Annotated in this window: 22 protein-coding genes; 17 read left to right on the plus strand and 5 right to left on the minus strand. The window is 62.8% G+C overall.

Annotated elements, in window-relative coordinates; translation table 11 throughout:
* Positions 1-14 precede the first annotated feature (14 nt).
* Positions 15-416 carry a DUF305 domain-containing protein gene (locus FFS09_RS03695; protein ID WP_137917509.1) on the minus strand — a complete coding sequence of 134 codons (402 nt, stop codon included), beginning with the start codon at positions 414-416 and terminating at the stop codon, positions 15-17.
* 336 nt (positions 417-752) lie between these two features.
* On the opposite strand from FFS09_RS03695, the gene FFS09_RS03700 reads away from it, so the two are divergent.
* The 6 genes from FFS09_RS03700 to FFS09_RS03725 all read left to right on the plus strand — a co-directional run bounded on the left by FFS09_RS03700 (position 753) and on the right by FFS09_RS03725 (position 9,083).
* A complete protein-coding gene (locus FFS09_RS03700; protein WP_137917510.1) occupies positions 753-1,124 on the plus strand; it encodes a hypothetical protein in 372 nt (123 codons plus the stop codon).
* 97 nt (positions 1,125-1,221) lie between these two features.
* Positions 1,222-2,565, plus strand: coding sequence for a TolC family protein (locus FFS09_RS03705; RefSeq protein ID WP_137917511.1), 1,344 nt, complete (start codon positions 1,222-1,224; stop codon positions 2,563-2,565).
* A gap of 4 nt (positions 2,566-2,569) precedes the next feature.
* Positions 2,570-4,180, plus strand: a complete 1,611-nt coding sequence (locus FFS09_RS03710) for an efflux RND transporter periplasmic adaptor subunit (protein ID WP_137917512.1) — start codon at positions 2,570-2,572, stop codon at positions 4,178-4,180.
* Positions 4,177-7,296: an efflux RND transporter permease subunit gene (locus FFS09_RS03715; RefSeq protein WP_137917513.1), complete on the plus strand. Its 3,120-nt coding sequence runs from the start codon at positions 4,177-4,179 to the stop codon at positions 7,294-7,296. Before FFS09_RS03710 ends, FFS09_RS03715 begins: the two co-directional genes overlap by 4 nt.
* A gap of 448 nt (positions 7,297-7,744) precedes the next feature.
* Positions 7,745-8,257 (plus strand): DUF305 domain-containing protein, encoded by a 513-nt coding sequence (locus FFS09_RS03720; RefSeq protein WP_137917514.1) that lies wholly within the window; start codon positions 7,745-7,747, stop codon positions 8,255-8,257.
* A gap of 208 nt (positions 8,258-8,465) precedes the next feature.
* Positions 8,466-9,083: a cation efflux transmembrane domain-containing protein gene (locus FFS09_RS03725; RefSeq protein ID WP_137917515.1), complete on the plus strand. Its 618-nt coding sequence runs from the start codon at positions 8,466-8,468 to the stop codon at positions 9,081-9,083.
* Positions 9,084-9,309: 226 nt separating this feature from the next.
* On the opposite strand, the gene FFS09_RS30545 is transcribed toward FFS09_RS03725, so the two are convergent.
* The gene (locus tag FFS09_RS30545; protein ID WP_171019848.1) at positions 9,310-9,585 is read right to left on the minus strand and encodes a hypothetical protein; all 276 of its coding nucleotides are present in this window, start codon (positions 9,583-9,585) and stop codon (positions 9,310-9,312) included.
* Between the two features lie 274 nt (positions 9,586-9,859).
* Here FFS09_RS30545 and FFS09_RS03730 point away from each other — a divergent pair, with 274 nt between their 5' ends.
* The 7 genes from FFS09_RS03730 to FFS09_RS03760 all read left to right on the plus strand — a co-directional run bounded on the left by FFS09_RS03730 (position 9,860) and on the right by FFS09_RS03760 (position 14,825).
* Positions 9,860-11,668, plus strand: a complete 1,809-nt coding sequence (locus tag FFS09_RS03730; RefSeq protein ID WP_502703716.1) for a heavy metal translocating P-type ATPase — start codon at positions 9,860-9,862, stop codon at positions 11,666-11,668.
* Complete coding sequence (locus FFS09_RS03735) at positions 11,665-12,066, plus strand: DUF3703 domain-containing protein (protein ID WP_252374219.1); 402 nt, start codon at positions 11,665-11,667, stop codon at positions 12,064-12,066. Before FFS09_RS03730 ends, FFS09_RS03735 begins: the two co-directional genes overlap by 4 nt.
* Positions 12,067-12,090: 24 nt before the next feature.
* The gene (locus FFS09_RS03740; protein ID WP_137917516.1) at positions 12,091-12,474 is read left to right on the plus strand and encodes a hypothetical protein; all 384 of its coding nucleotides are present in this window, start codon (positions 12,091-12,093) and stop codon (positions 12,472-12,474) included.
* A gap of 112 nt (positions 12,475-12,586) precedes the next feature.
* Positions 12,587-13,111: a signal peptidase II gene (lspA, locus tag FFS09_RS03745; protein WP_171019853.1), complete on the plus strand. Its 525-nt coding sequence runs from the start codon at positions 12,587-12,589 to the stop codon at positions 13,109-13,111.
* Positions 13,108-13,524 carry a disulfide bond formation protein B gene (locus FFS09_RS03750; RefSeq protein ID WP_137917518.1) on the plus strand — a complete coding sequence of 139 codons (417 nt, stop codon included), beginning with the start codon at positions 13,108-13,110 and terminating at the stop codon, positions 13,522-13,524. The genes lspA and FFS09_RS03750 overlap by 4 nt, the downstream gene beginning before the upstream one ends.
* The gene (locus FFS09_RS03755) at positions 13,521-14,177 is read left to right on the plus strand and encodes a DsbA family protein (RefSeq protein WP_137917519.1); all 657 of its coding nucleotides are present in this window, start codon (positions 13,521-13,523) and stop codon (positions 14,175-14,177) included. Before FFS09_RS03750 ends, FFS09_RS03755 begins: the two co-directional genes overlap by 4 nt.
* A gap of 24 nt (positions 14,178-14,201) precedes the next feature.
* The gene (locus tag FFS09_RS03760) at positions 14,202-14,825 is read left to right on the plus strand and encodes an SCO family protein (protein WP_502703713.1); all 624 of its coding nucleotides are present in this window, start codon (positions 14,202-14,204) and stop codon (positions 14,823-14,825) included.
* Positions 14,826-14,849: 24 nt separating this feature from the next.
* On the opposite strand, the gene FFS09_RS03765 is transcribed toward FFS09_RS03760, so the two are convergent.
* A complete protein-coding gene (locus tag FFS09_RS03765; RefSeq protein ID WP_137917520.1) occupies positions 14,850-15,335 on the minus strand; it encodes a MerR family transcriptional regulator in 486 nt (161 codons plus the stop codon).
* A gap of 410 nt (positions 15,336-15,745) precedes the next feature.
* Between FFS09_RS03765 and FFS09_RS03770 the strand changes: the two genes are divergently transcribed.
* The 4 genes from FFS09_RS03770 (at position 15,746) to FFS09_RS03785 (ending at position 19,965) form a co-directional block, all read left to right on the plus strand.
* Positions 15,746-16,120: a hypothetical protein gene (locus FFS09_RS03770; RefSeq protein WP_137917521.1), complete on the plus strand. Its 375-nt coding sequence runs from the start codon at positions 15,746-15,748 to the stop codon at positions 16,118-16,120.
* A gap of 13 nt (positions 16,121-16,133) precedes the next feature.
* On the plus strand, positions 16,134-18,266 hold the full coding sequence (locus FFS09_RS03775) for a protein-disulfide reductase DsbD family protein (RefSeq protein ID WP_252374220.1): 2,133 nt from the start codon (positions 16,134-16,136) through the stop codon (positions 18,264-18,266).
* Positions 18,263-18,910 carry a redoxin domain-containing protein gene (locus tag FFS09_RS03780; RefSeq protein ID WP_137917522.1) on the plus strand — a complete coding sequence of 216 codons (648 nt, stop codon included), beginning with the start codon at positions 18,263-18,265 and terminating at the stop codon, positions 18,908-18,910. The genes FFS09_RS03775 and FFS09_RS03780 overlap by 4 nt, the downstream gene beginning before the upstream one ends.
* A 95-nt stretch (positions 18,911-19,005) precedes the next feature.
* Positions 19,006-19,965, plus strand: a complete 960-nt coding sequence (locus FFS09_RS03785; protein ID WP_137917523.1) for an arsenic resistance protein — start codon at positions 19,006-19,008, stop codon at positions 19,963-19,965.
* A gap of 41 nt (positions 19,966-20,006) precedes the next feature.
* Here the strand turns inward: FFS09_RS03785 and FFS09_RS03790 are convergent, their stop codons facing one another.
* Complete coding sequence (locus FFS09_RS03790) at positions 20,007-20,729, minus strand: heavy metal response regulator transcription factor (RefSeq protein WP_137917524.1); 723 nt, start codon at positions 20,727-20,729, stop codon at positions 20,007-20,009.
* 243 nt (positions 20,730-20,972) lie between these two features.
* Complete coding sequence (locus tag FFS09_RS03795) at positions 20,973-24,173, minus strand: CusA/CzcA family heavy metal efflux RND transporter (protein WP_137917525.1); 3,201 nt, start codon at positions 24,171-24,173, stop codon at positions 20,973-20,975.
* Positions 24,174-24,179 lie beyond the last annotated feature (6 nt).

Raw genomic sequence — 24,179 nt, forward strand, 5'->3', positions numbered from 1 at the left:
ATTGCCTTTGCCGATCATTTCTGTTTCGCGAGCCAATTGTCGAACTGTGCAATCTCCTTCTTTTGCGCTGCGATGATCTGCTTGGCCATGGCCTTCATTTCGGGAGACTTTCCATTCTTGAGTTCCATCTCGGCCATGTTCAGGGCTTGTTGATGGTGAATCTTCATCATCATTGCGAAGTCCTTGTCGGTGTTGCCGGTCATCGGCATCCTCTGCATCTCCTCCATTCCCATCATCATGGAGGCCTTCATGTCTGCAACACCAGCTCCACCCTTGTGCATGTCCCCCATGGGCGTGCTCACCGAAGGGTTTGTTGCCGGTGGGCTTTGGGCCTGAGCGGAAGCCGACACCCCCCAGAGTGCTGTCAGTGCGACGAGACACAACGCGTGCAATGGAACAAGCTTGGCGCGTTTCATCAGGGACTCCTTAAGGATGAGTTAGGTAGAGGATCATTGCCAAAGCGACGCAGTCTGACTGTGCGCCTTCGCACACCCCGATATGGGCGGGGCACCAAATGGCATGCCTGACCGACCAGCACGTGTGGCGGGCGGGGAAACAGGCATTAGCCTGCGCGCTCAAAGTTTTGACAGATGACGAGGACCTCTCCCCCCGAACAATTGCGCGAGCGTTGGGCCTTCCTACAGAAAAATCGTCCCCCCAACAATCGGGATTCGTGACCTCAACGAAACATGGTTTTCTCATGGCATTTGAAATGCCACCCCGACATGGTCTCTCGCCATAGAATCCCGTCCATGCGTCGTTTTCTAGCCCTCGTTCTGTGTCTGCTGATCCCTCTGCAGGGGTTTGCTGCGCCGCAGAAGATCGAAGAGCCGCCGTGTCCGATGCAGGCCATGATGGCGATGCAGCCGGACGTCGGCAACGCGGTGGACGTCAACGCCCAGGCAAATGCCTTGCCTGACTGCTGCAACGACCTCGCCACCTTCGAGCGCACCGGCCAGGCCTGCAAGACCGGTCAGGCCTGCACGGCGCCCGCCGTCTGGATGCCGCCGGTCGCCGTGCCGCGGTTCGAGCCCCTTGCGGCCGCGGCCCCGCCAACGCCGATCCTGCGCGCCCGGGCTCCCGGCGCGCCCGCCAGTCTCTGGCGCCCGCCCTCCCTGATCTGACCTCCCCGCACAGCGCAGACCGCCCCGACCCGGGCGGTTACTGCCATCGCGCGTTGACCGGGCTGCTGCCCGCGAGCGCACGCTTCGGAGCTCAGACATGGACCACCGCGCCTCTCTCTCGCCCTCACGCGGGCGCCTCGCCCGCTTTTTCAGACACCCGTCATGGCGCCGGCCCCTTCTGGCCACCGTCATCGCCGGGCTGGCTTTCTCGACGACGCCCGCCGCAGCGGCCACGCCCGAACCCCTGAGTCTGGACGCGGCCGTGCGCTCGGCGCTGGCGCATTCGCGCGGCTTGCAGGCGTCCGACGCCGCCGCCGCAGGCGCGCGCGACATGGCCGTCGCCGCCGCACAGCGGCCCGACCCGGTGCTGCGCCTTTCGCTCGACAACCTGCCGGTGAACGGGCCTGACCGATTCAGCACCACACGCGACTTCATGACCATGCGCTCGGTCGCGCTCATGCAGACACTGCCCAACGCCGACAAGCGACGGGCGCGCGGTGAACGTTTCGAGCGCGAGGCCGACGCGGCACTCAGCGAGCGCACGCAGCGCCTGGCCGAGCTGCAGCAGGCGGTGGCGCAGGCTTGGCTGGAGCGCCGCCTGCAAGAGCAGCGCGCCCGGGTGTTGCAGGCGCAGATCGACGAAGCCCGCGTGCTGGTGAACACCACCGAAGCCACCACCCGCGCTGGCCGCAGCACCACCACCGACTGGATCGCCGCGCGCGAAGCGCTGGCGCAACTGGAGCAGTCCTTGATCGGCGTGCAGGCCAATGTCGCCAACGCGCGCCAGACGCTGGTGCGCTGGACCGGTGGCCCGCCACAGCAGCCACTGGCCGAGTTGCCGGCGATCTCGCACACCACGCTCGACGCGCACGCCTTGACCGGAAGGGTGGAGGAGTTGCCCGATCTGGCGGCGCTGCGCTCGCGCGAGGCGGTGGCGCGGGCCGAGGCCGAGCTGGCGCGCCAGGAACAACGTCCCGACTGGACCGCCGAACTCATGTTCAGCCAGCGCGGTTCACAGTACTCGAACATGGTGTCGATCGCCGTCTCGGTGCCGCTGCAGTGGGATGCGCCGCGGCGCCAGCAGCGCGAACTGGCCGCCCGGCTGGCGCGCGTGAACGGGCTGCAGGCCGAGCGCGAGGAGCAGGCGCGCGAGCGGCGGCTGCAGGTCGAACGCTGGCAACAGGACTGGCACGCCGGCCTGGCCCGACTAGCGTTCCTGCAACGCGAACGCCAGCCACTGGCCGAGCAGCGCACGGAGGCCGCGCTGGCCGCCTACCGGGGCGGGCGCGAGGGCTTGGGTGCGGTGCTGCAGGCGCGCCGCCAGGTGCTCGAACTGCAGCTTGAGCGCATCAACCTCGAACGCGAAACCGCGGGCCTGTGGGCGCAACTCGAGTACCTGATCCCCGACACCGCGGCCATGCAGGCCGTCCGCCCGGAGTAAAACCATGAAACAGACAACACACTTGAAGTGGGTGGCCGCCGTGATCGCGCTCGCGGCCGTGGGCAGTGGCGCCTGGTGGCTCGGCATGCAGCAGGGCATGGGGGCCCGTGTTCCAACCAGCACGGGCACCATGGCCGACGGCGCTGCGCCCGCCACCACCGACCCCAGCCAATGGACCATGGCGCAGGGCGAGGACGCCACGCGGCGCCACATCCAGAGCGGCTTGAAAGCCGGCGACATCGACCCGTTGACGGGGCAGCGCATCCTCAACTACCACGACCCCATGGTGCCGGGCAAACACTTCGACGCACCCGCGAAGTCGCCCTTCATGGACATGATGCTGGTGCCACGCTACGCGGGCAACGGCGGGGCGGACGCGAGCAGCGTCACGGTGAGTCCGCGCGTCCAGCAGAACCTCGGGCTGCGAACCGTGCCGGTGGTGCAGGGTGCGTTGGTGTCGGAGATCACCGCCGTCGGCAGCGTGGCCTGGAACGAGCGCGACCAGGCGCTGGTGAGTTCGCGCGCCATGGGCTATGTGGAGAAGCTGCACGTGAACGCCGTGCTCGACCGCGTGGCCGCAGGCGCGCCGCTGGCGGAGCTGTACGTGCCCGACTGGGTGGCCGCGCAGGAGGAATACCTGGCGCTGGCGCGCACTGGTGGGCCAGGCCTGGAGCCGTTGCGCGACGCCGCGCGCCAGCGCATGCGCCAGGCCGGCATGGAGTCGGCGCAGATCCAGCAGGTGGTGAACAGCGGGCAATTGCAACCGCGCGTCACGCTGCGCGCGCCCATCGCCGGTGTGCTCACCGAGCTCGCGGTGCGCCAGGGCAGCACCACCACGCCCGGCATGGTGATCGCGCGCATCCAGGGCACGCGCACCGTGTGGGCCGAGGGCGAGGTGCCCGAGAGCCAAGCCGCGCTGCTGCAGCCCGGCGCGCCGGTGAAAGTCACAAGCCCCGGCGCGCCAGGGCAGAACTTTGAAGGTCACCTGCAGGCCTTGTTGCCCCAGGTGAACCCGGCCACGCGCACCGTGCGCGCGCGCCTGGAGCTGGCCAACCCGGGCGGGCGGCTGGTGCCCGGCATGTCGGTGCAGATGCGTTTTGCGCGCTCATCCGCCGACAGCACGCTGATGGTGCCGAGCGATGCGGTGATCCACACCGGGCGGCGCAGCGTGGTGATGCTGGCCGCCGAGGGCGGTCGCTTCAGTCCGGTGGAGGTGGTCACCGGGCTGGAGAGCGGCGGGCAGACCGAGATCGTCTCGGGCCTGCAGGTGGGGCAGCGCGTGGTGCTCTCCGGGCAGTTCCTGATCGACTCCGAAGCGAGCCTGCGTGGACTCGAAGCGCGGTTGAACCAGGCGCCCGAGGCCGCCGCGCCGCCGGGGTACCGCACCGACGCGGTGATCAACGCGATCAGCGGCGACACCGTGAACCTGACGCACCCACCGATCGGTGCGCTGAAGTGGCCCGAGATGACGATGGACTTCCAACTGCCACCGCGCGAGCGCCAGCCGCGCAAGCTCGAAGCCGGTGACCGGCTGCAGATCGAGTTCCACCTGCAGGAGGGTGATCTGCCGCAGATCACCGAGATCCAGCGCGTGGCACCGGAGCCGCGCAAATGATCGCGCGCCTGATCCACTGGAGCATCGCCAACCGCTTTCTGGTGCTGCTGGCCACGCTGATGCTGAGCGCCTGGGGCCTGGTGTCCCTGCAGCGCACGCCGCTCGACGCCCTGCCCGATCTGTCCGACACACAGGTCATCATCCGCACCACCTGGCCCGGCCAGGCACCGCAGATCGTGGAGAACCAGGTCACCTACCCGCTGACCACGACCATGCTCTCGGTGCCCGGCACGAAAGCGGTGCGCGGCTTCTCGATGTTCGGCGACAGCTTCGTCTACGTGCTGTTCGACGACAGCGTGGACCTGTACTGGGCGCGCTCGCGCGTGCTGGAGTACCTGAACCAGGTGCAGGCGCGCCTGCCCGCCACCGCCAGGACCTCGCTCGGACCGGACGCCACCGGTGTGGGCTGGATTTACCAGTACGCACTGGTGGACCGGACCGGCCAGCAGGACGTGGCGCAGCTGCGCGCGCTGCAGGACTGGTTCCTGCGCTTCGAGCTCAAGACCGTGCCCGATGTGGCCGAGGTGGCCAGCGTCGGCGGTATGGTGAAGCAGTACCAGATCGTGCTTGACCCCGACCGCATGGCCAGCCTCGGCATCACGCAGAAGATGGTGGGCGACGCGGTGGGCCGCGCCAACCAGGAGGCCGGTGGCTCGGTGCTGGAGCTCGGTGAGGCCGAGTACGCGGTGCGCGCCAGCGGCTACCTGAAAACGCTGGACGACTTCCGCGCCATTCCGCTCACGACCACGCCGGCCGGCGTGTCGGTGCGGCTGGGCGACGTGGCGCGCGTGCAGACCGGGCCCGAAATGCGGCGCGGCATCGGCGAACTCAATGGCGAGGGCGAGGCCGTGGGCGGTGTGGTGGTGATGCGATCGGGCAAGAACGCGCTGCAGACCATCCAAGCCGTGAAGGCCAGGCTGGCCGAGTTGCAGCGCGGTCTGCCAGCGGGCGTGGAGATCGTGCCGGTGTACGACCGCTCCGGCCTGATCGAACGCGCGGTGAAGAACCTGGGCGAAAAGCTGCTGGAAGAGTTCATCGTGGTCGCGCTGGTCTGTGTGGCCTTCCTGTTCCACTTCCGCAGCGCGCTGGTGGCCAGCGTGTCGCTGCCGCTTGGCGTGCTGATCGCGTTCGGGGTGATGCAGCAGCAGGGCATCAACGCCAATGTGATGTCGCTCGGCGGCATCGCGATCGCCATCGGCGCCATGGTGGACGCGGCGATCGTGATGATCGAAAACGCGCACAAGCACCTGGAGCGCTGGGCGCACCAGCACCCCGGTGAAACGCTGCGCGGCGAGGCGCACTGGAAGCTGATCGCCACCGCCGCGGCCGAGGTCGGGCCAGCGCTGTTCTTCTCGCTGCTCATCATCACGCTGAGCTTCATCCCGGTGTTCACGCTGGAAGCGCAAGAGGGCCGGCTGTTCGCGCCGCTGGCCTTCACCAAGACCTACGCGATGGCCGCGGCGGCCGGGCTCGCGGTCACGCTGATCCCGGTGCTCATGGGCTACCTGATCCGCGGGCGCATCCCGGCGGAAAACGCCAACCCGCTGAACCGCGGGTTGATCGCGCTCTACCGGCCACTGCTCGACGCCGTGCTCAAAAGACCGAAGCTCACGCTGGCGCTTGCCGCGTTGCTGCTGGCCCTGAGCCTGTGGCCGCTGCAACGCATTGGCAGCGAGTTCATGCCGCCGCTGGACGAGGGCGACCTGCTCTACATGCCCACCGCGCTGCCCGGACTCTCGGCGTCCAAGGCGGCCGAGCTGCTGCAGCAGACAGACCGCCTCATCAAGACCGTGCCCGAGGTGCAGAGCGTGTACGGCAAGGCCGGGCGCGCGGACACCGCCACCGACCCCGCGCCGCTGGAGATGTTCGAAACCACCATCCAGTTCAAGCCGCGCGACCAGTGGCGCGCCGGCCTCACGCCCGAGGCGCTGGTGGCGGAGCTTGACCGCACCGTGCGCGTGCCCGGCCTCTCCAACATCTGGGTGCCTCCGATCCGCAACCGCATCGACATGCTGGCCACCGGCGTCAAGAGCCCGGTGGGCGTGAAGGTGGCCGGGGCCGACCTGGCCACCATCGACCGCCTGACCCGCCAGATCGAACAGGCGGTGAAGGACGTGCCCGGCGTGAGCAGCGCGCTGGCCGAGCGGCTCACCGGCGGGCGCTACATCGACGTGGACATCCGCCGCGCCGACGCCGCGCGATACGGCCTGAACATCGCCGACGTGCAAGAGATCGTGGCGGGCAGCGTGGGCGGCATGAACATCGGCGAGACGGTGGAGGGCCTGCAGCGTTTCCCGATCAACCTGCGCTACCCACGCGAGTTGCGCGATTCGCTGCCCAAGCTGCGCGCGCTGCCCATCGTCACGCCCACCGGCCAGCGCTTGGTGCTGTCGGACGTGGCCGACCTGCGCATCAGCGACGGCCCGCCCATGCTGCGCAGCGAGAACGCGCGTCTCGCCGGTTTCGTGTACGTGGACATCCGCGGCCGCGACCTCAGGGGCGCGGTGCTCGACATGCAGCGCGCCGTGGCCACTGCGGTGGAGTTGCCTGCGGGCTACTCGGTATCGTGGTCGGGGCAGTTCGAGTTCCTGGAGCGCGCCACCGCCAAGCTCCAGCTGGTGGTGCCGCTCACGCTGCTCATCATCTTCGTGCTGCTCTATCTGGTCTTCCACCGGTTCGACGAGGCCTTGCTGATCATGGCCACACTGCCGTTCGCGCTGGTGGGCGGCGTGTGGCTGTTGTGGCTGCTCGGGCACCACCTGTCGGTGGCCAGCGCGGTCGGCTTCATCGCGCTGGCCGGCGTGGCGGCCGAGTTCGGCGTGATCATGCTGATCTACCTCAAGCACGCTTGGCAGGAGCGGCTCGATGCCGGGCTGGATGGCGACGCCTCGCTGCTGGACGCGATCCGAGAAGGCGCGGTGTTGCGCGTGCGGCCCAAGGCCATGACGGTGGCCACCATCGTGGCCGGGCTGCTGCCGCTGTTCTGGGGCCTGGGCACGGGCAGTGAAGTGATGCAGCGCATCGCCGCGCCCATGGTGGGCGGCATGATCAGCGCGCCGCTGCTCTCGCTGTTCGTGGTGCCAGCGGCCTACCGGCTGATGCGGCGGCCGCGTTGATGGCTTCTGGGAAGTGGCTACACCGCTGTCTAAAGAATGCCAGGCTTCAGCACCTCGCGCAGGGAATGGATCTTCTTTGGCAAAGCACAAGCGCATCACGCTGGTCGATGCCGGCAGCGTAGACGCCCGATAGAAGGTGAGCGGCCATGCCGATCTTGCGCGTGATCCCTTGAAATGTCGTCTTCGGAGCGACGCGTGTTGGAGCACGGTGGCATCGGGGGCTGCGCATTCGATGTGAAGGGACGACGCCGTTGCCGAAAGCACGGGTTTACAGGTGCGAGTTGACTGCTGACATCCCACTGGTTTGTAGCCGATGCCGACTTCATTCACCGGCAATCTCCTACAGACTGGAACTTTGGATTGTGGTCAACTATTTTGTCGACGAGCGACAAGAGCAAAGGATCGTGACGGCCTTTTGGACCGTTTCTGTCAGGGCAAGGAGAAATCAATGAAGAGCAACAAACATGATTCCCCGCATGGAAGCATGCAACACGAAGGCATGAGCCACTACGCGTGGTTCGTGGTCAACATGGTGCTTAGCTTGATCGTCATGTATTTCGTCATGTTTTCCATGATCGATGGCTGGTCTGATTTCCGTAACAACCTAAATATGTTCTACATGGCTCTGACCATGGTCGCCCCAATGGGCGTCATCATGCTTCTGACCATGCGCGGGATGTATGCGAGGAAGGCGCTCAATTGGGTGCTTCACGCTGTCTTCGCCGTGGTCTTCATCGCGGCACTGGCCGCCACGCGTCAGCAAAGTGCGATCGGCGACAGCCAGTTCATTGCATCCATGATCCCGCACCACTCCGGCGCCATCCTCATGTGTCGTGAAGCGCGCCTCCGGGACGTTGAGCTTACTAAGCTATGTGAGGAAATCGCGAGTGCGCAGCGCAGGGAAATCGAGCAGATGAATGCAATACGGGCTCGGCTGGAGTCAAGGGCGCGGAACTCGTAGACTTTTCGTGAAGTGACGATGAGGATCATGCTGCACGCATTTGGAATGCTCTCAGGCGGAATACTCAAGTCAGTTCAGGCGATTGATCAAACGACTCGTGAATCGCTCCAGGATGAACTGACCTCACGTATCGGAGTGTCGTTGCCACCAATCAGCGGTGTACTTAGCCGGTGCAGGCCCCAGCATCCCGCAACGTGAAGAGAACCTCATGGCTGAAAGCAAAGACGACGACATCAGCGGCCTGGATTCAAGCAATGAGGCGGATCGCAAGATTCTTCAGTCCGTGTTGCTGATCAACCTGAGTCAGTCTGCCGCAGGCATCGGCCTTGGCATTTGGGCTGCCTCGACCGCGCTGATCGGCGCCGGGCTGGACAACCTAGGCGACGCGTCGGTCTACGCGGTTAGCCTGTACGCCGTCGGCCGCGCGGCAATGGTCAAGGTGAGGGCGGCTCAGTTGTCGGGCTGTTTGCTTATCGGCCTCGCCGCGTTGCTGCTATTGGAAGCCCTGCGCCGCTTCGCTGGCGGGGAAGAGCCTGTCGGCCCGGCCATGATGGCCATGGCGGCGCTAAATGCGGCTTTAAACCTGGTGTGCCTCAGATTGCTGCGCCGCCACCGCGGGGAAGATGTGAACTTCAAGGCGTCAGCGATCTTCACCAGCAACGACTCCATCGTCAACGGCGCGATTGTGCTGTCCGGGGCGCTGGTGATGGCGTTCGGCACGAACATCCCGGATCTGGTGTTGGGCATCGTCGTAGCTGCGATCGCAGCGCGTGGGGGGCGGGAAATCTTGCGCGCAGCATCGGAAACACGTAAGACAAGCAGATAACGGTTCATTTGCTTCGCACTTTCTTGCGCTGGCTGCAGCGGTGAGCTCGAGCAGTTCAGCCACTTGTAGGTAGTCTCGCAGCCACCTCATTCCGGCGCCTGGCGTTATACGGTCGGCCGGCTGGTTTCCATGTCTACGAGGGCACTTGACTCTGTAGCAGGTACAGGGTGTGCAATACCTCTTAGAAAGCGAGAAACCTCATGACCAGACCCGAACATATACGCGATCAAACGTCTAACGATTCCTGTGGCGCTGCCGCATGCTGCTCACCGGTCGAGGCGCCAGTCTCCTTCGATGCGGATACCTGCTGTGCGCCCGCTGCGGTCACCTCTGCGCCGCCGGGCGGCCTGCCTGTGGCGAGTTGCTGTTCGCCTCCGGTCCTGACAGGCAGGGAGCTGGCCGACAGCGAGCCGGTGGCGCCAAACACCTTTCGCATCTCGACGATGGACTGCGCGGTCGAGGAGTCCGAGATCCGTCGAATGGTCGAGCCGATCTCTGGCATTCGAGGTTTGCATTTCAGGTTGCCCCAGCGAACGCTGCGGATTGATGGCACAGAGGACGCCGTCACCGCCGCCTTGACGGCTATCCGCAAGGCCGGCTTCGCGCCCGAGGCCATGACGGCGTCGACGGCAGCGGGCAGCGCCGCCGACGATCACACACATGACCACGCGCCCGGCGCCGGCTACGCGCGCTACGCCGCCGCGCTGGTCTTCGCGACGGTCGCGGAAGGCATCTCCTACTTCGCCCCCGAAACCATGGTCTGGAAAGTGGCGGGCATGGTGGTTGCTGCCGTAGCGATCTGGCTGGCAGGTCTCGAAACCTACACCAAGGGATTGACCGCGCTGCGACACGGCAAGCTGAACATCAATGCGCTCATGTCGGTCGCGGTCACGGGGGCGTTCATCATTGGCCAGTGGCCCGAAGCGGCGATGGTGATGGCGCTGTACGCCATCGCGGAACTCATCGAGGCGCGTGCCGTGGACCGTGCGCGCAATGCCATCAAGGGCCTCGTGGACCTGGCGCCCGACGACGCGGAAATCCTGCAGCCGGACGGCAGCTGGAACCGCATCAAGGCCACCGAAGTCGCGCTGAATGCCATTGCACGAGTCAAGCCCGGCGAGCGCGTCGCGTTCGACGGTGTGGTAACCAAAGGCAACAGCAGCATCAACCAGGCCCCCGTCACGGGCGAGAGCATCCCGGTGGACAAGGAGCCGGGCAGTCAGGTTTTCGCGGGAACGATCAACGAAAACGGTGAGCTTGAGTTTCGTGTGACCGCGGCGTCCAGCAATTCCACCCTGGCGCGCATCATCCATGCCGTGGAGGAAGCACAAGGCACCCGCGCGCCGACGCAGCGGTTCGTGGACCGCTTCGCCGCGGTCTACACACCGGCCGTCTTCGTCATGGCACTGGCGGTCGCCGTGCTGCCGCCCTTGCTGCTCGACTGGCCATGGCTGACCGCCATCTACAAGGCGCTGGTGCTGCTCGTGATCGCCTGCCCTTGCGCTCTGGTGATCTCGACGCCGGTAACCGTGGTGAGTGGCCTTGCAGCCGCCGCACGCCGCGGCATCCTGATCAAGGGCGGCACCTACCTCGAAGACGCCCGCCTGCTCAAGGCCGTGGCCCTGGATAAAACGGGCACCCTGACCGAGGGCAAGCCGAAACTGGTGGCCTTCAAGGCATGGGGTGCCACGGACGAGGGTCAGGCACAGCGCTGGGCAAAAGGCCTCGCAGCCCGCTCTGACCACCCCGTGTCCAGGTCCATTGCGGCGGGCATCGAAGGCGCGGCAGCGGATGTCGATCGGTTCAAGGCGTTGCTGGGTCGTGGCGTTGAAGGCACAGTGGACGGCAAAGCCATGGTGCTGGCCAATCACCGCCTCATCCGCGAACGCAACCAGTCCGACGAACAACTCGATGCCGAGTTGCTGACCCACGAAGCGCAGGGGCGTACCGTCACCTTGCTGGCGGACGACACGGGTGTGCTCGGCCTGTTCGCCGTGGCCGACACCATCAAGGCCAGTTCGGTGGCGGCGGTGGCGCAACTCAAGCAACTGGGCGTCACCCCTGTCATGCTGACGGGCGACAACACAGCGACTGCACATGCGGTGGCGCGCGAGTCGGGCATCGACGATGCCCGCGGCGGATTGCTGCCCGAAGACAAGCTCTCGGCCATCAAGGCCATGCGCGAGCGCTACGGCCCGACTGCCATGACGGGTGACGGCATCAACGATGCACCGGCATTGGCCCAGGCCGACATTGGCTTTGCCATGGGGGGTGCCGGAACGGACACGGCGATGGAGGCGGCCGATGTCGTGATCATGAACGACAACCTGGGACGCATCGCGGAGACGATCCAGCTGAGCCGCCGCACGCATGCGATCCTGTGGCAGAACATCAGCCTGGCGCTCGCCATCAAGGCGGTCTTCTTCGTCCTGGCGGTGTTCGGCAGTGCAACGATGTGGATGGCCGTGTTCGCGGACATGGGCGCCAGTCTGCTCGTGGTGGGCAACGGCTTGCGCCTGCTGCGTCGTGCACAGCCTGCAGCGGTCGAGCAGACCACAGGCCGTCTGGCTACCCACGAGGCATGAACGCCATGAATGCCGGACTCTCTGGACCCGCCCGGACATTGTCTGTTCTCTTCACCATGCTGGAGGAAACACCGCCGACGAATAAACACCACCGCTGGCAGCTGCTGGAGGCCGCTCACGTGGTTGGACAGGGACAGTTCGTCCCGCACCTGCAGACGCACGCCTTGATGCTGCGTGAGGCCGTGCGCCAGCGCGACGGAGGTGAGGCGGCCGGACAGCTGTTTCGCCTTGCCTTGGTGCCCCTGGGACATCTGACAGGTCGACTGCCCATCGGCAACATCGGTCGCGCCACCGTCAGTGCTTTTCAGCCCATGGAAGTAGCGCCGGCCACCGCAGAACTGATCGCCCAGGCTTCTCGCCGCGCAGATATGGAGAGACGCGGCGACACGCGACTGTAGATTCCGAACTTCTACAATCACCCCATGCGTTATGTCGTGTTGGTCTTCATGTTCCTGCTGCCGCTGCAGTTCTCCGCAGCAGTTGCGGCGGGCTATTGCCAGCACGAGGTCAGCGCAGGCGTTTCCCACCCAGGCCACCATTCACACGATCATGCACTTGCCCAGGGCAGTGAAGTGCGAAGCGAGCCTGCGAAATCAGCGAAGGTCAGCGGCCTTGACCTGGACTGTGGAACTTGCCACGCCAGTTGCGCTTGGGCGCCTGTAACGGCCCTTGAGCCGATGCCGAAAGCGAGGCAACTGGTGGTGTATCCGCACCAGCTTGGCGTCATGAAAAGGCCGCGCGGGGATCGTCCCGAGCGGCCCAAATGGAACGCCCCGGCCAGACCGGGGATCTCGCACCGCGCCTGACGGAACAGGCGCATCGGGCGCATCAAGCTCTCCCCCCCTCTGTCCGAACCCCAACCGTTCCTGCGAGCAAGCTCGCAGGCAAGCTTGTGCGATGTTTCCAGAGGATTTCTTCATGACGATTCCATGGCTGAAAGGCCATCCACGCTGGGCGTGGTTCACGGCTGTGGCCGTTTTACTGCTGGTCGACCAGATCACCAAGGCCTACTTCGCCGACTTCTTGGCGCTCGGTGAATCGATGCGGGTCACCGATTGGCTCAACTTTGTGCATGTGCTCAACACGGGTGCCGCTTTTTCGTTGTTGGCCGATGCAGGTGGATGGCAGCGCTATTTCTTCATCCTGATCGCTTTGATCGTGGTGATTGCCGTGTCCTTTGTCTGCCTCACCCGCCGGGCTGAGGTGATGGACCGCTGGGTGGGCGCGTTTGTGGTGGCAGGCGCCGGAGGCAACTTGATCGACCGCATTCAAACGGGCGCGGTGGTGGATTTTCTGGATTTCCACTGGCGCCAGATTCATTGGCCGGCGTTCAACTTCGCCGATGTATATGTGGTCTGCTCGGTCTTGACGTGGAGCGTTCTTGCATTGAGCGCTCCAAAGAGAAAAACCGATCCTTCATTGTCCGAAGGAGGCTCGTCATGAAGATGCGCTGGCTTTTCATCCTGCTGGCATGGCTGATCTCGCTTGTCGCCACATTCGGTGCACTCTTCATTGGTGAAGTGATGTTGATGGTGCCCTGTCAGCTCTGCTGGTATCAGCGGATTTTCATGTTCCCGCTGGCCATTGTTTTGGGCATCGCTGCCTTCGCTGAAGACCGGCGTGGCGCCATCTATAGCCTGGTGCTGGCGCTGGGCGGCGGTGCCGTCGCGCTTTACCACTCGTTGTTGATCGAGGGGTGGGTGCCAAAAACCTGGGTTCCCTGTGGCCCAGGGCCTTCCTGTACCGATCAAAAACTTGTCATCCTGGGCAACGTCCAGATTCCCTGGTTGTCTCTGGCCGCCTTCGTGGCCATCACCGCATTGCTCATCACCTATCTCAGAAAGACCCGCACATGAACTCAAAGAAATTTACCGTCGGAGCGCTACTGGCCATTGTGCTGGTGGCCTTCCTGTTCGGCGCGTACAACTATCAACGCCGGCTACAGAACTCCCAGATGGAGAAGGTCGCGCAAGATCAGGCCCGTCTGGTGCGATTCCACTCTCCGACCCTGGGATTGGCCCAGGCACCCGTGACGATCGTCGAGTTCTTCGACCCGGCCTGCGAAACCTGCCGTGCCTTCTATCCCATCGTCAAGGACATCATGAGTCAGTACCCGAACGAGGTGCGCCTGGTCATTCGCTATGCGCCATTCCATCAAGGGTCCGATCAGGTGGTCAAGCTGCTGGAGGCCTCACGAAAGCAAGGAAAGTACTGGCCGGTGCTGGAGTCGGTGCTCGCCGCTCAGCCGCAATGGGCGGACCACGGCAATCCCAACGTGCAGCTGGCGTTCCAGGCAGCGGCGCAAGGTGGCCTGAACATCGAGAAAGCTCTCGCAGACAGACAGTCTCCAGACATCGATGCGATCCTCAAGCAAGACATCGAAGACCTCACCGCACTCGAGGTAACGAAGACTCCCACCTTCTTCATCAATGGCCGCAATCTGCCCAGCTTTGGCGAGCAGCAATTGCGCGCACTGGTGGCTGAAGAAGTATCGAAGGCAAAAAAGTGACCCCCAATCCTGGAGTGACAAGCTGTGAGTGAAACTCTGCAAAACGTTCAACGTCGAAGCCTGCTGCTGGCTGGAGCTTCTCTCCCCATACTTGCCACGCTAGCCGCCTGCTCACCGGAACCCGTTTCGTTCCAAAGCACCGACATCACGGGAGCATCATTTGCGCAGTCCCTGCGGTTGAAGGACCACAACGGTGTCGTGCGCACCTTGGCAGACTTCCAGGGCAAGATCGTGGTGATGTTCTTTGGCTTCACGCAGTGCCCTGATGTGTGCCCAACCTCCATGGCCACATTGGCCGAGGTCAAGCGCCTTCTGGGCACGGATGGGGAAAAACTCCAGGTGGCCTTCATCACGGTGGATCCGGAGCGAGACACCCCGGAGTTGCTCAATGCCTACATGCAGAGCTTCGATCCCACGTTTCTTGCTTTGCGCCCAGAGCCTGCTGAACTCGAGGGTGTCGCGAAAGACTTCAAAATCTACTACCGCAAGGTGGACGGACCGACGCCTACCTCGTACACCATGGACCACTCCGCGGGCAAGTACATCTTCGACACCGCGGGCCGTGTTCGGCTCTTCTCGAATTACGGCACCACACCCGAAGTGATCGCGCAGGACATCAAGGCCCTTCTCAAGAGCAGTGGAAATTGACGGCTGGCTCTGTGGCTCGTTCCGTCAACCGCAGCAGCGCCTGGAAACGGCACTGCTTTGCGCGGCCCGCTTGGTCGCAAGCGCCGAGTCGCTAAGGCTCAGATCCTGAAGGATCGTGCACCGGGCCGCTGGCCCGCCTGCACACTGCTCGGTGCACGCCGTCACGAACCTGCTCAGGCTGCGTTCAAGGGAACCTAGTTCCGCCAGCTTCGTGCGCACAGCATCGAGATGGACCTGGGCGATTTCGCGTGCTTCCACGCAATCTTTGTCATCGCTGGAGGCAAGCGACACCAATGCCTTCGTGTCATCGACAGAGAATCCGAAGTCCCGGCAGTGCCGGATCAGCGTGAGCAATTCTTGCGCTTCCGTGTCATACACCCGGTGGCCACTGGGCCGGCGCATGGCTTCAGGAATGAGGCCGACTTCCTCGTAGTAGCGGATCGCGGAAACGGCCAGCCCAGTGCGCTCAGCCAGCGCTCCGATGGTCAATTGGGCGGAAGGGTTATTCATCAGTAGTCCTTGCATCTCAAGTTGCTTGAGGTTCTAGAGTCAGTCTATCTGAACTGCTCTTTCGAAGGTAATGCGATGAAAAAACCCCTTCTCACCACCCTCGGCCTGGCCGGCGCCTGCGCGGCGTGCTGTGCTGTGCCCCTTCTCGTGCCCCTTGTCTCGGGTTTGTCGGTGGCGGGACTGGTCGGACTCGACTGGGAGCGACTGGCCATGAGCCGAGAGTACATGGCCATTGTGGTGGGTATCGCGGTTGCATTCGCGGTGGCTCTGGGACTCTGGCTCGTCTGGCGCCAGCGCGCGTCAAGAGCGTGCGCGGCCCCGGTAGTTGCACACAGCAGTGCAGCCGCACAGCCTGCATCCTCATGCGGGTGTAGCGGGCCCGCAAAGCTCACATCGACAGGGAGTTCGCTGTGACCCCCGTTGCGACACCTCAAACCTCCATGGCGTGCAGCCTGGACAACGACAAGCTCTCCAGCAGGCTCGGCCGCATTGCGCTCTTGGCCAAGCGCCACTTGCAATCCGAACGCCAGGATGGCCAAACGCTGCAGCTGCAGTACGCGAGCGCAGCGACGGACGAACTTCGGAGCATCGTGGAGCTGGAGCGCCAGTGCTGCCCCTTCCTGGTCTTTGACCTGAAGGAGGCGCACGGCGCCATCGAACTCGCAATCACTGCGCCGACGGACGCCGGCACGTCCGTCGCCACGATCTTCGACCACTTCCGCGGGGCCATCGCCGACCAGCCCACGCGCAGCTGCGCCGGCAGCGGATGTGGCTGTGCTGCCTAGTTTCCCCACCTACATGACCCAGTTTCGACATCTATTGCTCTGGCTCATCCTGCTTGCAGGAATGCCGCTTTCCGCTGCGGCGAGCGACGTCGTATCTACGCCTCAGGTTCACACGCAGTTGTTGGCGCACGCCCCCGAAGGGCTCGGCGCGGGCAAGACAGCCTGGCTTGGTCTTGTGATCAGGCACCAGCCCGATTGGCACACCTATTGGAAGAACTCAGGGGACTCCGGTCTGCCCACCCAGCTCACGTGGCAATTGCCAGCCGGCGTCACGGCGGGTGAGATCCAATGGACCACGCCCAAGCGCATGGTCATCGGGCAATTGGCCAACTACGGCTACGACGGCACCGTCTTGCTGGCAGTGCCACTGACGATCCCCGACGATTTTGGCGGTCAAGCGCTGACCGCGAAGCTCAAGGCAGACTGGCTGGTCTGCAAGCAGGAGTGCATTCCCCAGTCCGGCGAGTTCGAGCTGACCGTGCCCGCGAACGGATCATCAACAACCCACGCCGCCTTGTTCGAGAAGGCATTCGCCTCCGCACCAAAGCTGCTTGCGGGTGTCATGGCGCAGGGGGAAGTCCAAGGTGAGGTGCTGACCATCACCATGGGCGGACTGCCCGCCGCATGGACCGGCAACACCTTCGAGTTCTTTCCCGAAGACCCTGGTGTCATCGAGCCAGCGGGCGCCATCACAGCATCCCGGCAAGGAAGCGACCTGGTGCTGCGCATGCCCTTGTCTGCACAGCGAAGCGAAAGTCCGGTGGCCATGAAGGCTGTCCTCGCCCGTCCCGGCGACGAGGCCGGCATCGCCATCCAATTCCCCGTGTCGGGTTGGTTGGACTCTGGCGCTGCGCCCGGAGTTGGGACCGCGTCGCCGGAAGCCGCGGCTGCGGGCGGGACTGGACTGTTGCTCGCGCTGGCACTGGCTTTTGGCGGAGGGCTGCTTCTCAACCTGATGCCCTGCGTGTTTCCCATCCTGTCGCTCAAGGTGCTCTCGTTTGCCCAGCATGCCGGAGACCGCAAGGCTTTGGTTGCAGGTGGCCTGGCCTATACCGCGGGCGTCGTGGCTTCCTTCGTCGCGCTGGCTGGCCTGCTACTTGCGCTTCGGGCGGGTGGTGAGGCGTTGGGCTGGGGTTTCCAGTTGCAATCGCCGCTGGTGGTCACGGGCCTGGCGATTCTGTTCACGTTGATCGCGCTCAATCTGCTGGGTGTCTTCGAGTTCGGCTCCTTCATGCCCAGCGGTTTTGCGACCATGCGTGCGCGCAGCCCGTTGCTGGATCATGGCCTGACGGGGGTGCTGGCTGTCGGTGTCGCCTCACCTTGTACCGCGCCGTTCATGGGCGTTGCCCTGGGCGCCGCACTCACCATGCCCTTGCCCCAGGCGCTCGGCGTGTTCGCGTCGCTGGGTCTGGGCATGGCGGCTCCCTACCTGCTGGCAAGTGCCTGGCCGGGGTTCTCCGATCTGCTTCCCAGACCGGGCGCGTGGATGAGCCGATTCAAGGTGCTCATGGCCTTCCCGATGTTCGCCACCGTGGTGTGGCTCGTCTGGGTGCTGGCGCAGCAGATCGGCGTGGACGGCGCGGCGGCCGTGCTGGCCCTCCTGGTTGCCGTCTCGTTTGGCGCGTGGACCTATGGCCTTGCCGGTGTCGGACCAAAGCATGCGCGGTTCTACAAGCTGGCAGGCGGCCTGGTGGTTGCCTCGGCCTTAGTTTGGGCGTGGCCCCTCATGGGAGCGAAGCCCGATGCCATTGCTGCTACGGGTGCTCCGGCATCGGCGTGGCAAGCGTGGACACCTCAGGCGGTCGCTGAGGCACGGGCGGCAGGGCAACCCGTCTTTGTGGACTTCACGGCCGCCTGGTGCGTGACCTGCCAGGTCAACAAACGAACAACGCTCAACGATACAGCGCTGCAAGCCGAACTCGCAGCCAAAGGTGTGCGCCTCTTGCGTGCTGACTGGACGAACCGGGACCCCGTGATCACGCAGGAGCTGGCCCGATTGGGGCGCAGCGGCGTTCCCGTCTACGCGCTGTATGGCCCGGGTGCTGCGCAGGTTGTACTGCTGCCCGAAATTCTGACCGTCACCAAGGTTCGTGAGGCCATTGCAGGCTGGCCCGCCACTTCATCCATCCCAAAGGAGTCCCTATGAAAAACCTGATCGCCGTCGCCGCTGTTCTCATGGCGGTGTCTGCCGCTCCTGTCGTGTATGCACAGGCGGTCGTTGGACAACCCGCTCCGGCCTTTCAAGCGACCGATGTCAACGGCAAGCCCGTGCAGTTGTCTGATTTCGCGGGAAAGCACGTTGTGCTGGAATGGTTCAACCCGGGCTGCCCGTTCGTGCAGAAGCACTACAACAGCGGCAACATGCCCGCCACGCAAAAAGCGGCCTTGGCCAAAGGGGCGGTGTGGATCTCCATCAACTCGGACGCGCGGGAGCCGGGCGACAAGAAGGCGGCCACCACCTTCCCCAACTGGCTCAAGGACAATGGCGCATTGCCCACCGCCGTGATACTCGATGGCGCAGGCACCATCGGCAAGGCGTACGGTGCGCGGGCAACGCCACACATGTTCGTGATCGATCCGACGGGCAAGCTGGTCTATGCCGGTGCCATCGACAGCAAGCCCAGCACGAACCCGGATGACATCCAGACGGCGACCAACTACGTCGGGCAGGCGTTGAATGAGTCGATGGCCGGCAAGGCCGTGAGCAAGCCCAGGTCCCAGGTCTATGGCTGCAGCATTCACTACGGCTGGGGGAATGCCGTAAAGAATCTGCTCAGGCCGGCGGGTTAATCTCGCAACCTGCAAGATGGGGACTTCCATCGTCTTGCGGATTCAAAAAAGCTCTTTGCGAGACATAGCTTGGCCTGATCCGAAAACCACAGAATATGCAAAACACAAGAGATGCGCTGGAACGGCATCAGGTTTCGATTTACTTCGTGGCGGTTGTGATCGCCACAGTTGTGGCCTTGACCATCTCAGGCACTTCGGTCCTTGAAGGCGCCATCAATCCAGCCCTTGCGCTGATGTTGTACGTCACCTTCCTGCAGGTCCCGGTCGCGGAACTCAGGCGCGCGTTTGGGCAGGTGCGTTTTCTGTCTGCGCTGCTGGTCGCCAACTTCGTTGTCATTCCGCTGCTGGTCGCAGGTCTGATTCATTTCCTGCCGGGAGACCCCATGCTCAGGCTGGGTGTGTTGCTGGTCCTGCTCACACCCTGCATTGACTATGTGGTCACGTTCGCCCACCTTGGCCGCGCAGACGCGCGCCTGCTGCTGGCGGCGACGCCTGCCTTGCTCATCACACAGATGATCCTGTTGCCGGGATACCTGGGCCTGTTCCTCGGCGAAGATGCGGCCCGTCTGGTCAAGGCGGGGCCTTTCATTCACGCATTCCTGTGGTTGATCGCTGTGCCATTGGTGCTGGCGGCATTGACCCAGCTGTGGGCAGCCAGGAGCGAACGAGGAGCCCGCGCTTCGGCCCTGCTGGGCCTGCTTCCCGTCCCAGCAACCGCCATGGTGCTCTTCATCGTGGTCGCCGCGATGGTGCCGCAGCTGGGCCCCGCAGCGGGCGCAGCCTTGCGCGTGGTGCCGATCTACATCGCGTTTGCTGTCCTGGCTCCCCTGCTTGGCTGGTTGATAGGCCGCTTTTTTGGGTTGGAAGCCACGGCCGGACGTGCCGTTGCCTTCAGTACCGGCACCCGCAACTCACTGGTCGTCCTGCCACTGGCGCTTTCCGTGCCGGGAGCCATACCCATCCTGCCGGCCGTCATCGTCACGCAGACACTCGTGGAACTCTTGAGTGAGCTGGTGTACGTTCGCTTGATTCAGAAGTTGAGATGTGACCTCTGACTGAGGAAACGTCTCCATGTCCCACACAGCGGCTTCTGCCGTTAAGGTTCGGGTTCGGGTTCGGGTTCGGGTTCGGGTTCGGGTTCGGGTTCGGGTTCGTCAAGCATGTAACCCATGCCTCGAACCGTTCTCAACAGCTTGGCGTCGAATTCGTCATCGATTTTTGATCTTAGGCGCCCCACTGCCACCACTATCACATTGCTTTCGCAGTCGAAGTTTATGTCCCACATGAGCGAAGCAATCAAGGACCGAGGCAACACTTCACCACGACGTCTCATAAACAGCTCGAGAAGCCCGAACTCCTTAGTGGTCAGATCCAGCAAGCGACCAGACCTAGACGCCTTTCTACGCACTAGGTCCAACTGCAAGTCAGCCACTTGGAGTGTGGTGGACTCCTGGGACTGGGCACCTCTGCGGAGAACTGTTTTGATTCGTGCCAAGAGTTCCGAAAACGAAAATGGCTTTGCCAGGTAGTCATCAGCGCCCAACTCGAGGCCTTTCACGCGGTCCTCTATGCTGTCTCTGGCAGTCAAATACAGAACGGGCAAGTGAGGCTTCTTTCGCCTCAAAGAACGAAGGACCGACCAGCCATCGATTCCTGGCAAGTTCACATCCAACAGAACGAGATCGTAGTCACCTTCCGTGGCCTCAATCAAACCATCGATGCCATCACGCATCAATTCAGTGTAGTAGCCGGCCTCTCTCAAGCCCTGCTTCAGGTACTCGCCCGATTGGACTTCATCTTCCACTATGAGTATCTTCATATTGCGACTGTCTCCAAGGGCGACAGTTTGGCAGTTGAAGGACGCCAATCATCGGAAATGACGAACATGTAATTCAGCTGACACTCCGCCAGGTAGTGACGACGATGCAAGTGCTCTCACGCGATGGAGCGTGAGACGTTCGAGCTAGGCCAGCCGTCCAGACGAGCCTCTGCGGTTGATATGTACTGTCTCCATTGCTACGAGCTCATGGCCTTGGCAAGTCCCAAGACCATGAGCGACGCATCATGTTGGTTGGTGCGAAGAGGACGGCAGAACGGGAGACGCCAATTCGTCTTCAGCCTCGTCATCTTCTTCACGCCGATACGCCATCCGATATAGGACCGGCAGCACCAACAGCGTGAGTGCCGTTGACGACAAGATGCCTCCAATCACCACTGTTGCGAGCGGTCTTTGCACCTCTGCACCGGTGCCAGTTGCGATGGCCATGGGAACGAAGCCGAGCGATGCCACCAAGGCTGTCATCAGCACTGGGCGAAGTCGCGTCAAAGCGCCTTCGAAAATCGCGTCATCTAGTCTCGCGCCACCCTCCCTGAGATTTCGGATAAACGAAATCATGACCAGCCCGTTCAGCACGGCCACGCCAGACAACGCAATAAATCCGACAGCAGCTGAGATGGATAGGGGAATATCCCTCAGCCAAAGCGCGAGGATGCCGCCCGTAAGCGCAAAGGGAATTCCGGTAAACACGATGAGCCCATCTCGCACGTTGCCGAACATAGCGAACAGCAAAACGAACACAAGGAGGAGTGCTACCGGGACCACGATCTGCAAGCGCTGCGTGGCGGATTGAAGATTCTCAAACTGTCCACCCCAAGTGGTCCAATATCCAGTTGGAATGACCACCTTCTCCTTCAGAGCGGCGCCGGCTTCCTCCACGAACGAACCCAAGTCGCGTCCGCGCACATTGGTGCTTACGACGATTCTTCGCTTCCCATCCTCTCGGCTGACTTGATTCGGCCCGGGGGCCAAGTCAAGTGTCGCCAACTCTGACAGCGGGATAAAGCTCACACGAGAGCTTCCGTTCGCCTGCGTGGTCGCCGGGAGCGTCACTGGCAGACGGCGGATTGACTCCAGATCCCCTCGCATTCTTTCGGGTAGTCGCACGACGATGTCGAATCGGCGGTCTCCCTCAAAGAGAGTCCCAGCATTGCGGCCGCCAATGGCAGTAGCAATGGTGTCCTGGATGTCCCCCACATTGACGCCATAGCGTGCCGCCTTACTTCTGTCGATGTTGATGGAGAGCATGGGCAGGCCCGTGGTTTGTTCCACGTTAACCTCACTCGCTCCGTTGATCGACCCAAGAACTTCAGCGATTTCCTGGGCCGTTTTGTTCAGCACGTCCATGTCATCACCGAATACTTTGACGGCCACATCCGCGCGCACACCCGAGATCAACTCGTTAAAACGTAGTTGAATCGGCTGCGAGAACTCGTAGTTGTTGCCAGGGATTTTGCTCACTCGCTCTTGAACAGCTTCAACGAGTTCCTGGCGCGTCCGCTTAGGACTTGGCCATTGATCCTGAGGCTTCAACATCACATAGGCGTCTGAGATGTTGGGCGGCATAAGATCTGACGCGATCTCGGCGGTCCCAGTGCGGGCGAAGACGCGCTCAATTTCAGGGAACTCTGCCACCAACGTTCGCTCAAGTTGCTGCTGCATCTGAACAGACTGAGACAAACTGGTACCTGGAATTCGCAGCGCCTGGATAGCGAAGTCACCCTCGTTGAGGCTGGGTATGAACTCACTGCCCAAGCGAGTTGCCAAAAGCCCCGACAACACAACGGCCACAGCTGCAGCGGTCAGAACGACGGCCTTCGCGCCCATGGCTCGCTTGAGCAATGGGTGGTAGGCGCGACGAGCCCAACCCATAAGACGGTTTTCCTTTTCACCAACCTTGTTGCCAATAAACATGGCCACAGCTGCAGGGATAAACGTGATTGAGAGAATCATGGCACCCAACAGCGCGATCACGACTGTCAGAGCCATCGGATGGAACATCTTTCCCTCCACGCCTGTAAGGGCGAAGATGGGCAAATAGACGACCATAATGATGAGCTGGCCGTAGAGCAATGGCCTGCGAGCTTCCTGAGATGCGGCGAACACCTCGTGGAATCGCTCCGCCTTGGTCAATGGACGACCATGGCGCTCCTGGGCATGCGCAAGACGACGAATGCAGTTTTCCACAATCACCACCGCACCGTCGACGATGATCCCGAAGTCCAGCGCTCCGAGACTCATTAGGTTGGCGCTCACCTTCTGATTCACCATCCCTGTGAAGGTGAAGAGCATCGAGAGGGGGATGACCAATGCGGTCAGCAATGCCGCTCGGATGTTGCCCAGGAAAAGGAACAACACCGCGATAACGAGTACGGCACCCTCAAACAGGTTCTTCTTGACCGTAGAGATCGCCTTATCCACGAGAACGGTTCTGTCATAGACCGTAATCGCGTGTACACCTTCTGGAAGGTTTTGGTTGATCTCCTCCATCTTCTTCGCAACAGCTTGGGCGACCGTCCGACTGTTCTCTCCTAAGAGCATGAACACAGTGCCCAGCACGACTTCGCGACCGTTGTCCGTGGCTGCACCAGTTCTCAAATCCTGGCCAATCTCGACCTCCGCGACGTCGCGGATTCGAATCGGAGTTCCGCTATTGTTCGCGAGAACGACATTGCGAAGATCCTCAAGGCTGCTGACTTGACCAGGCGCTCGAATCAGATATTGCTCGCCACGTCGCTCGATGTAGCCGGCGCCCACGTTGGCATTGTTGCGCTCAAGAGCTTGAACGACGTCAGGCAAAGTTAACCCGTAGGCCAGCAGGCGCTCTGGTATCGGCGCAACCTGGAACTGTCGCTCATAGCCGCCGATGGAGTTGATCTCGGTCACACCTGGCACATTGCGCAGCTGCGGTTTGATGATCCAATCCTGAATCACACGTAGGTCGGTCGGCGTGTACGGTTTACCGTCCGCATTCGTCGCCCCTTCTTTGGCCTCCACTGTCCAGAGGAAGATTTCGCCCAAGCCGCTAGAAATTGGTCCCACAGCAGGGTGAACGCCTTCCGGCAGAGAGCTGACGGCTCCCTGCATTCTCTCGTTCACCAACTGGCGTGCGAAGTAGATGTCGGTGCCATCTTTGAAGACCACGGTGACCTGAGATATGCCGTAGCGCGATATGGAACGTGTTTGCTGAAGGCCAGGTAGCCCAGCCATGACCGTCTCAATCGGGAACGTTACGCGCTGCTCTGTCTCAAGAGGAGAGTAGCCAGGTGCAGCCGTGTTGATTTGCACCTGGACATTGGTGATGTCCGGCACGGCGTCAATGGACAACCGTTGGAAGTTGTACACCCCGAGCCCAACCATTCCGAGCACGGCCAACATAACCAACCATCGTTGTTCGATGGCGAAGCGGATGATGCGTTCAAACATAGTTGG

The sequence above is a fragment of the Hydrogenophaga sp. 2FB genome, assembly GCF_005503365.1.
Taxonomy (GTDB): domain Bacteria; phylum Pseudomonadota; class Gammaproteobacteria; order Burkholderiales; family Burkholderiaceae_C; genus Hydrogenophaga.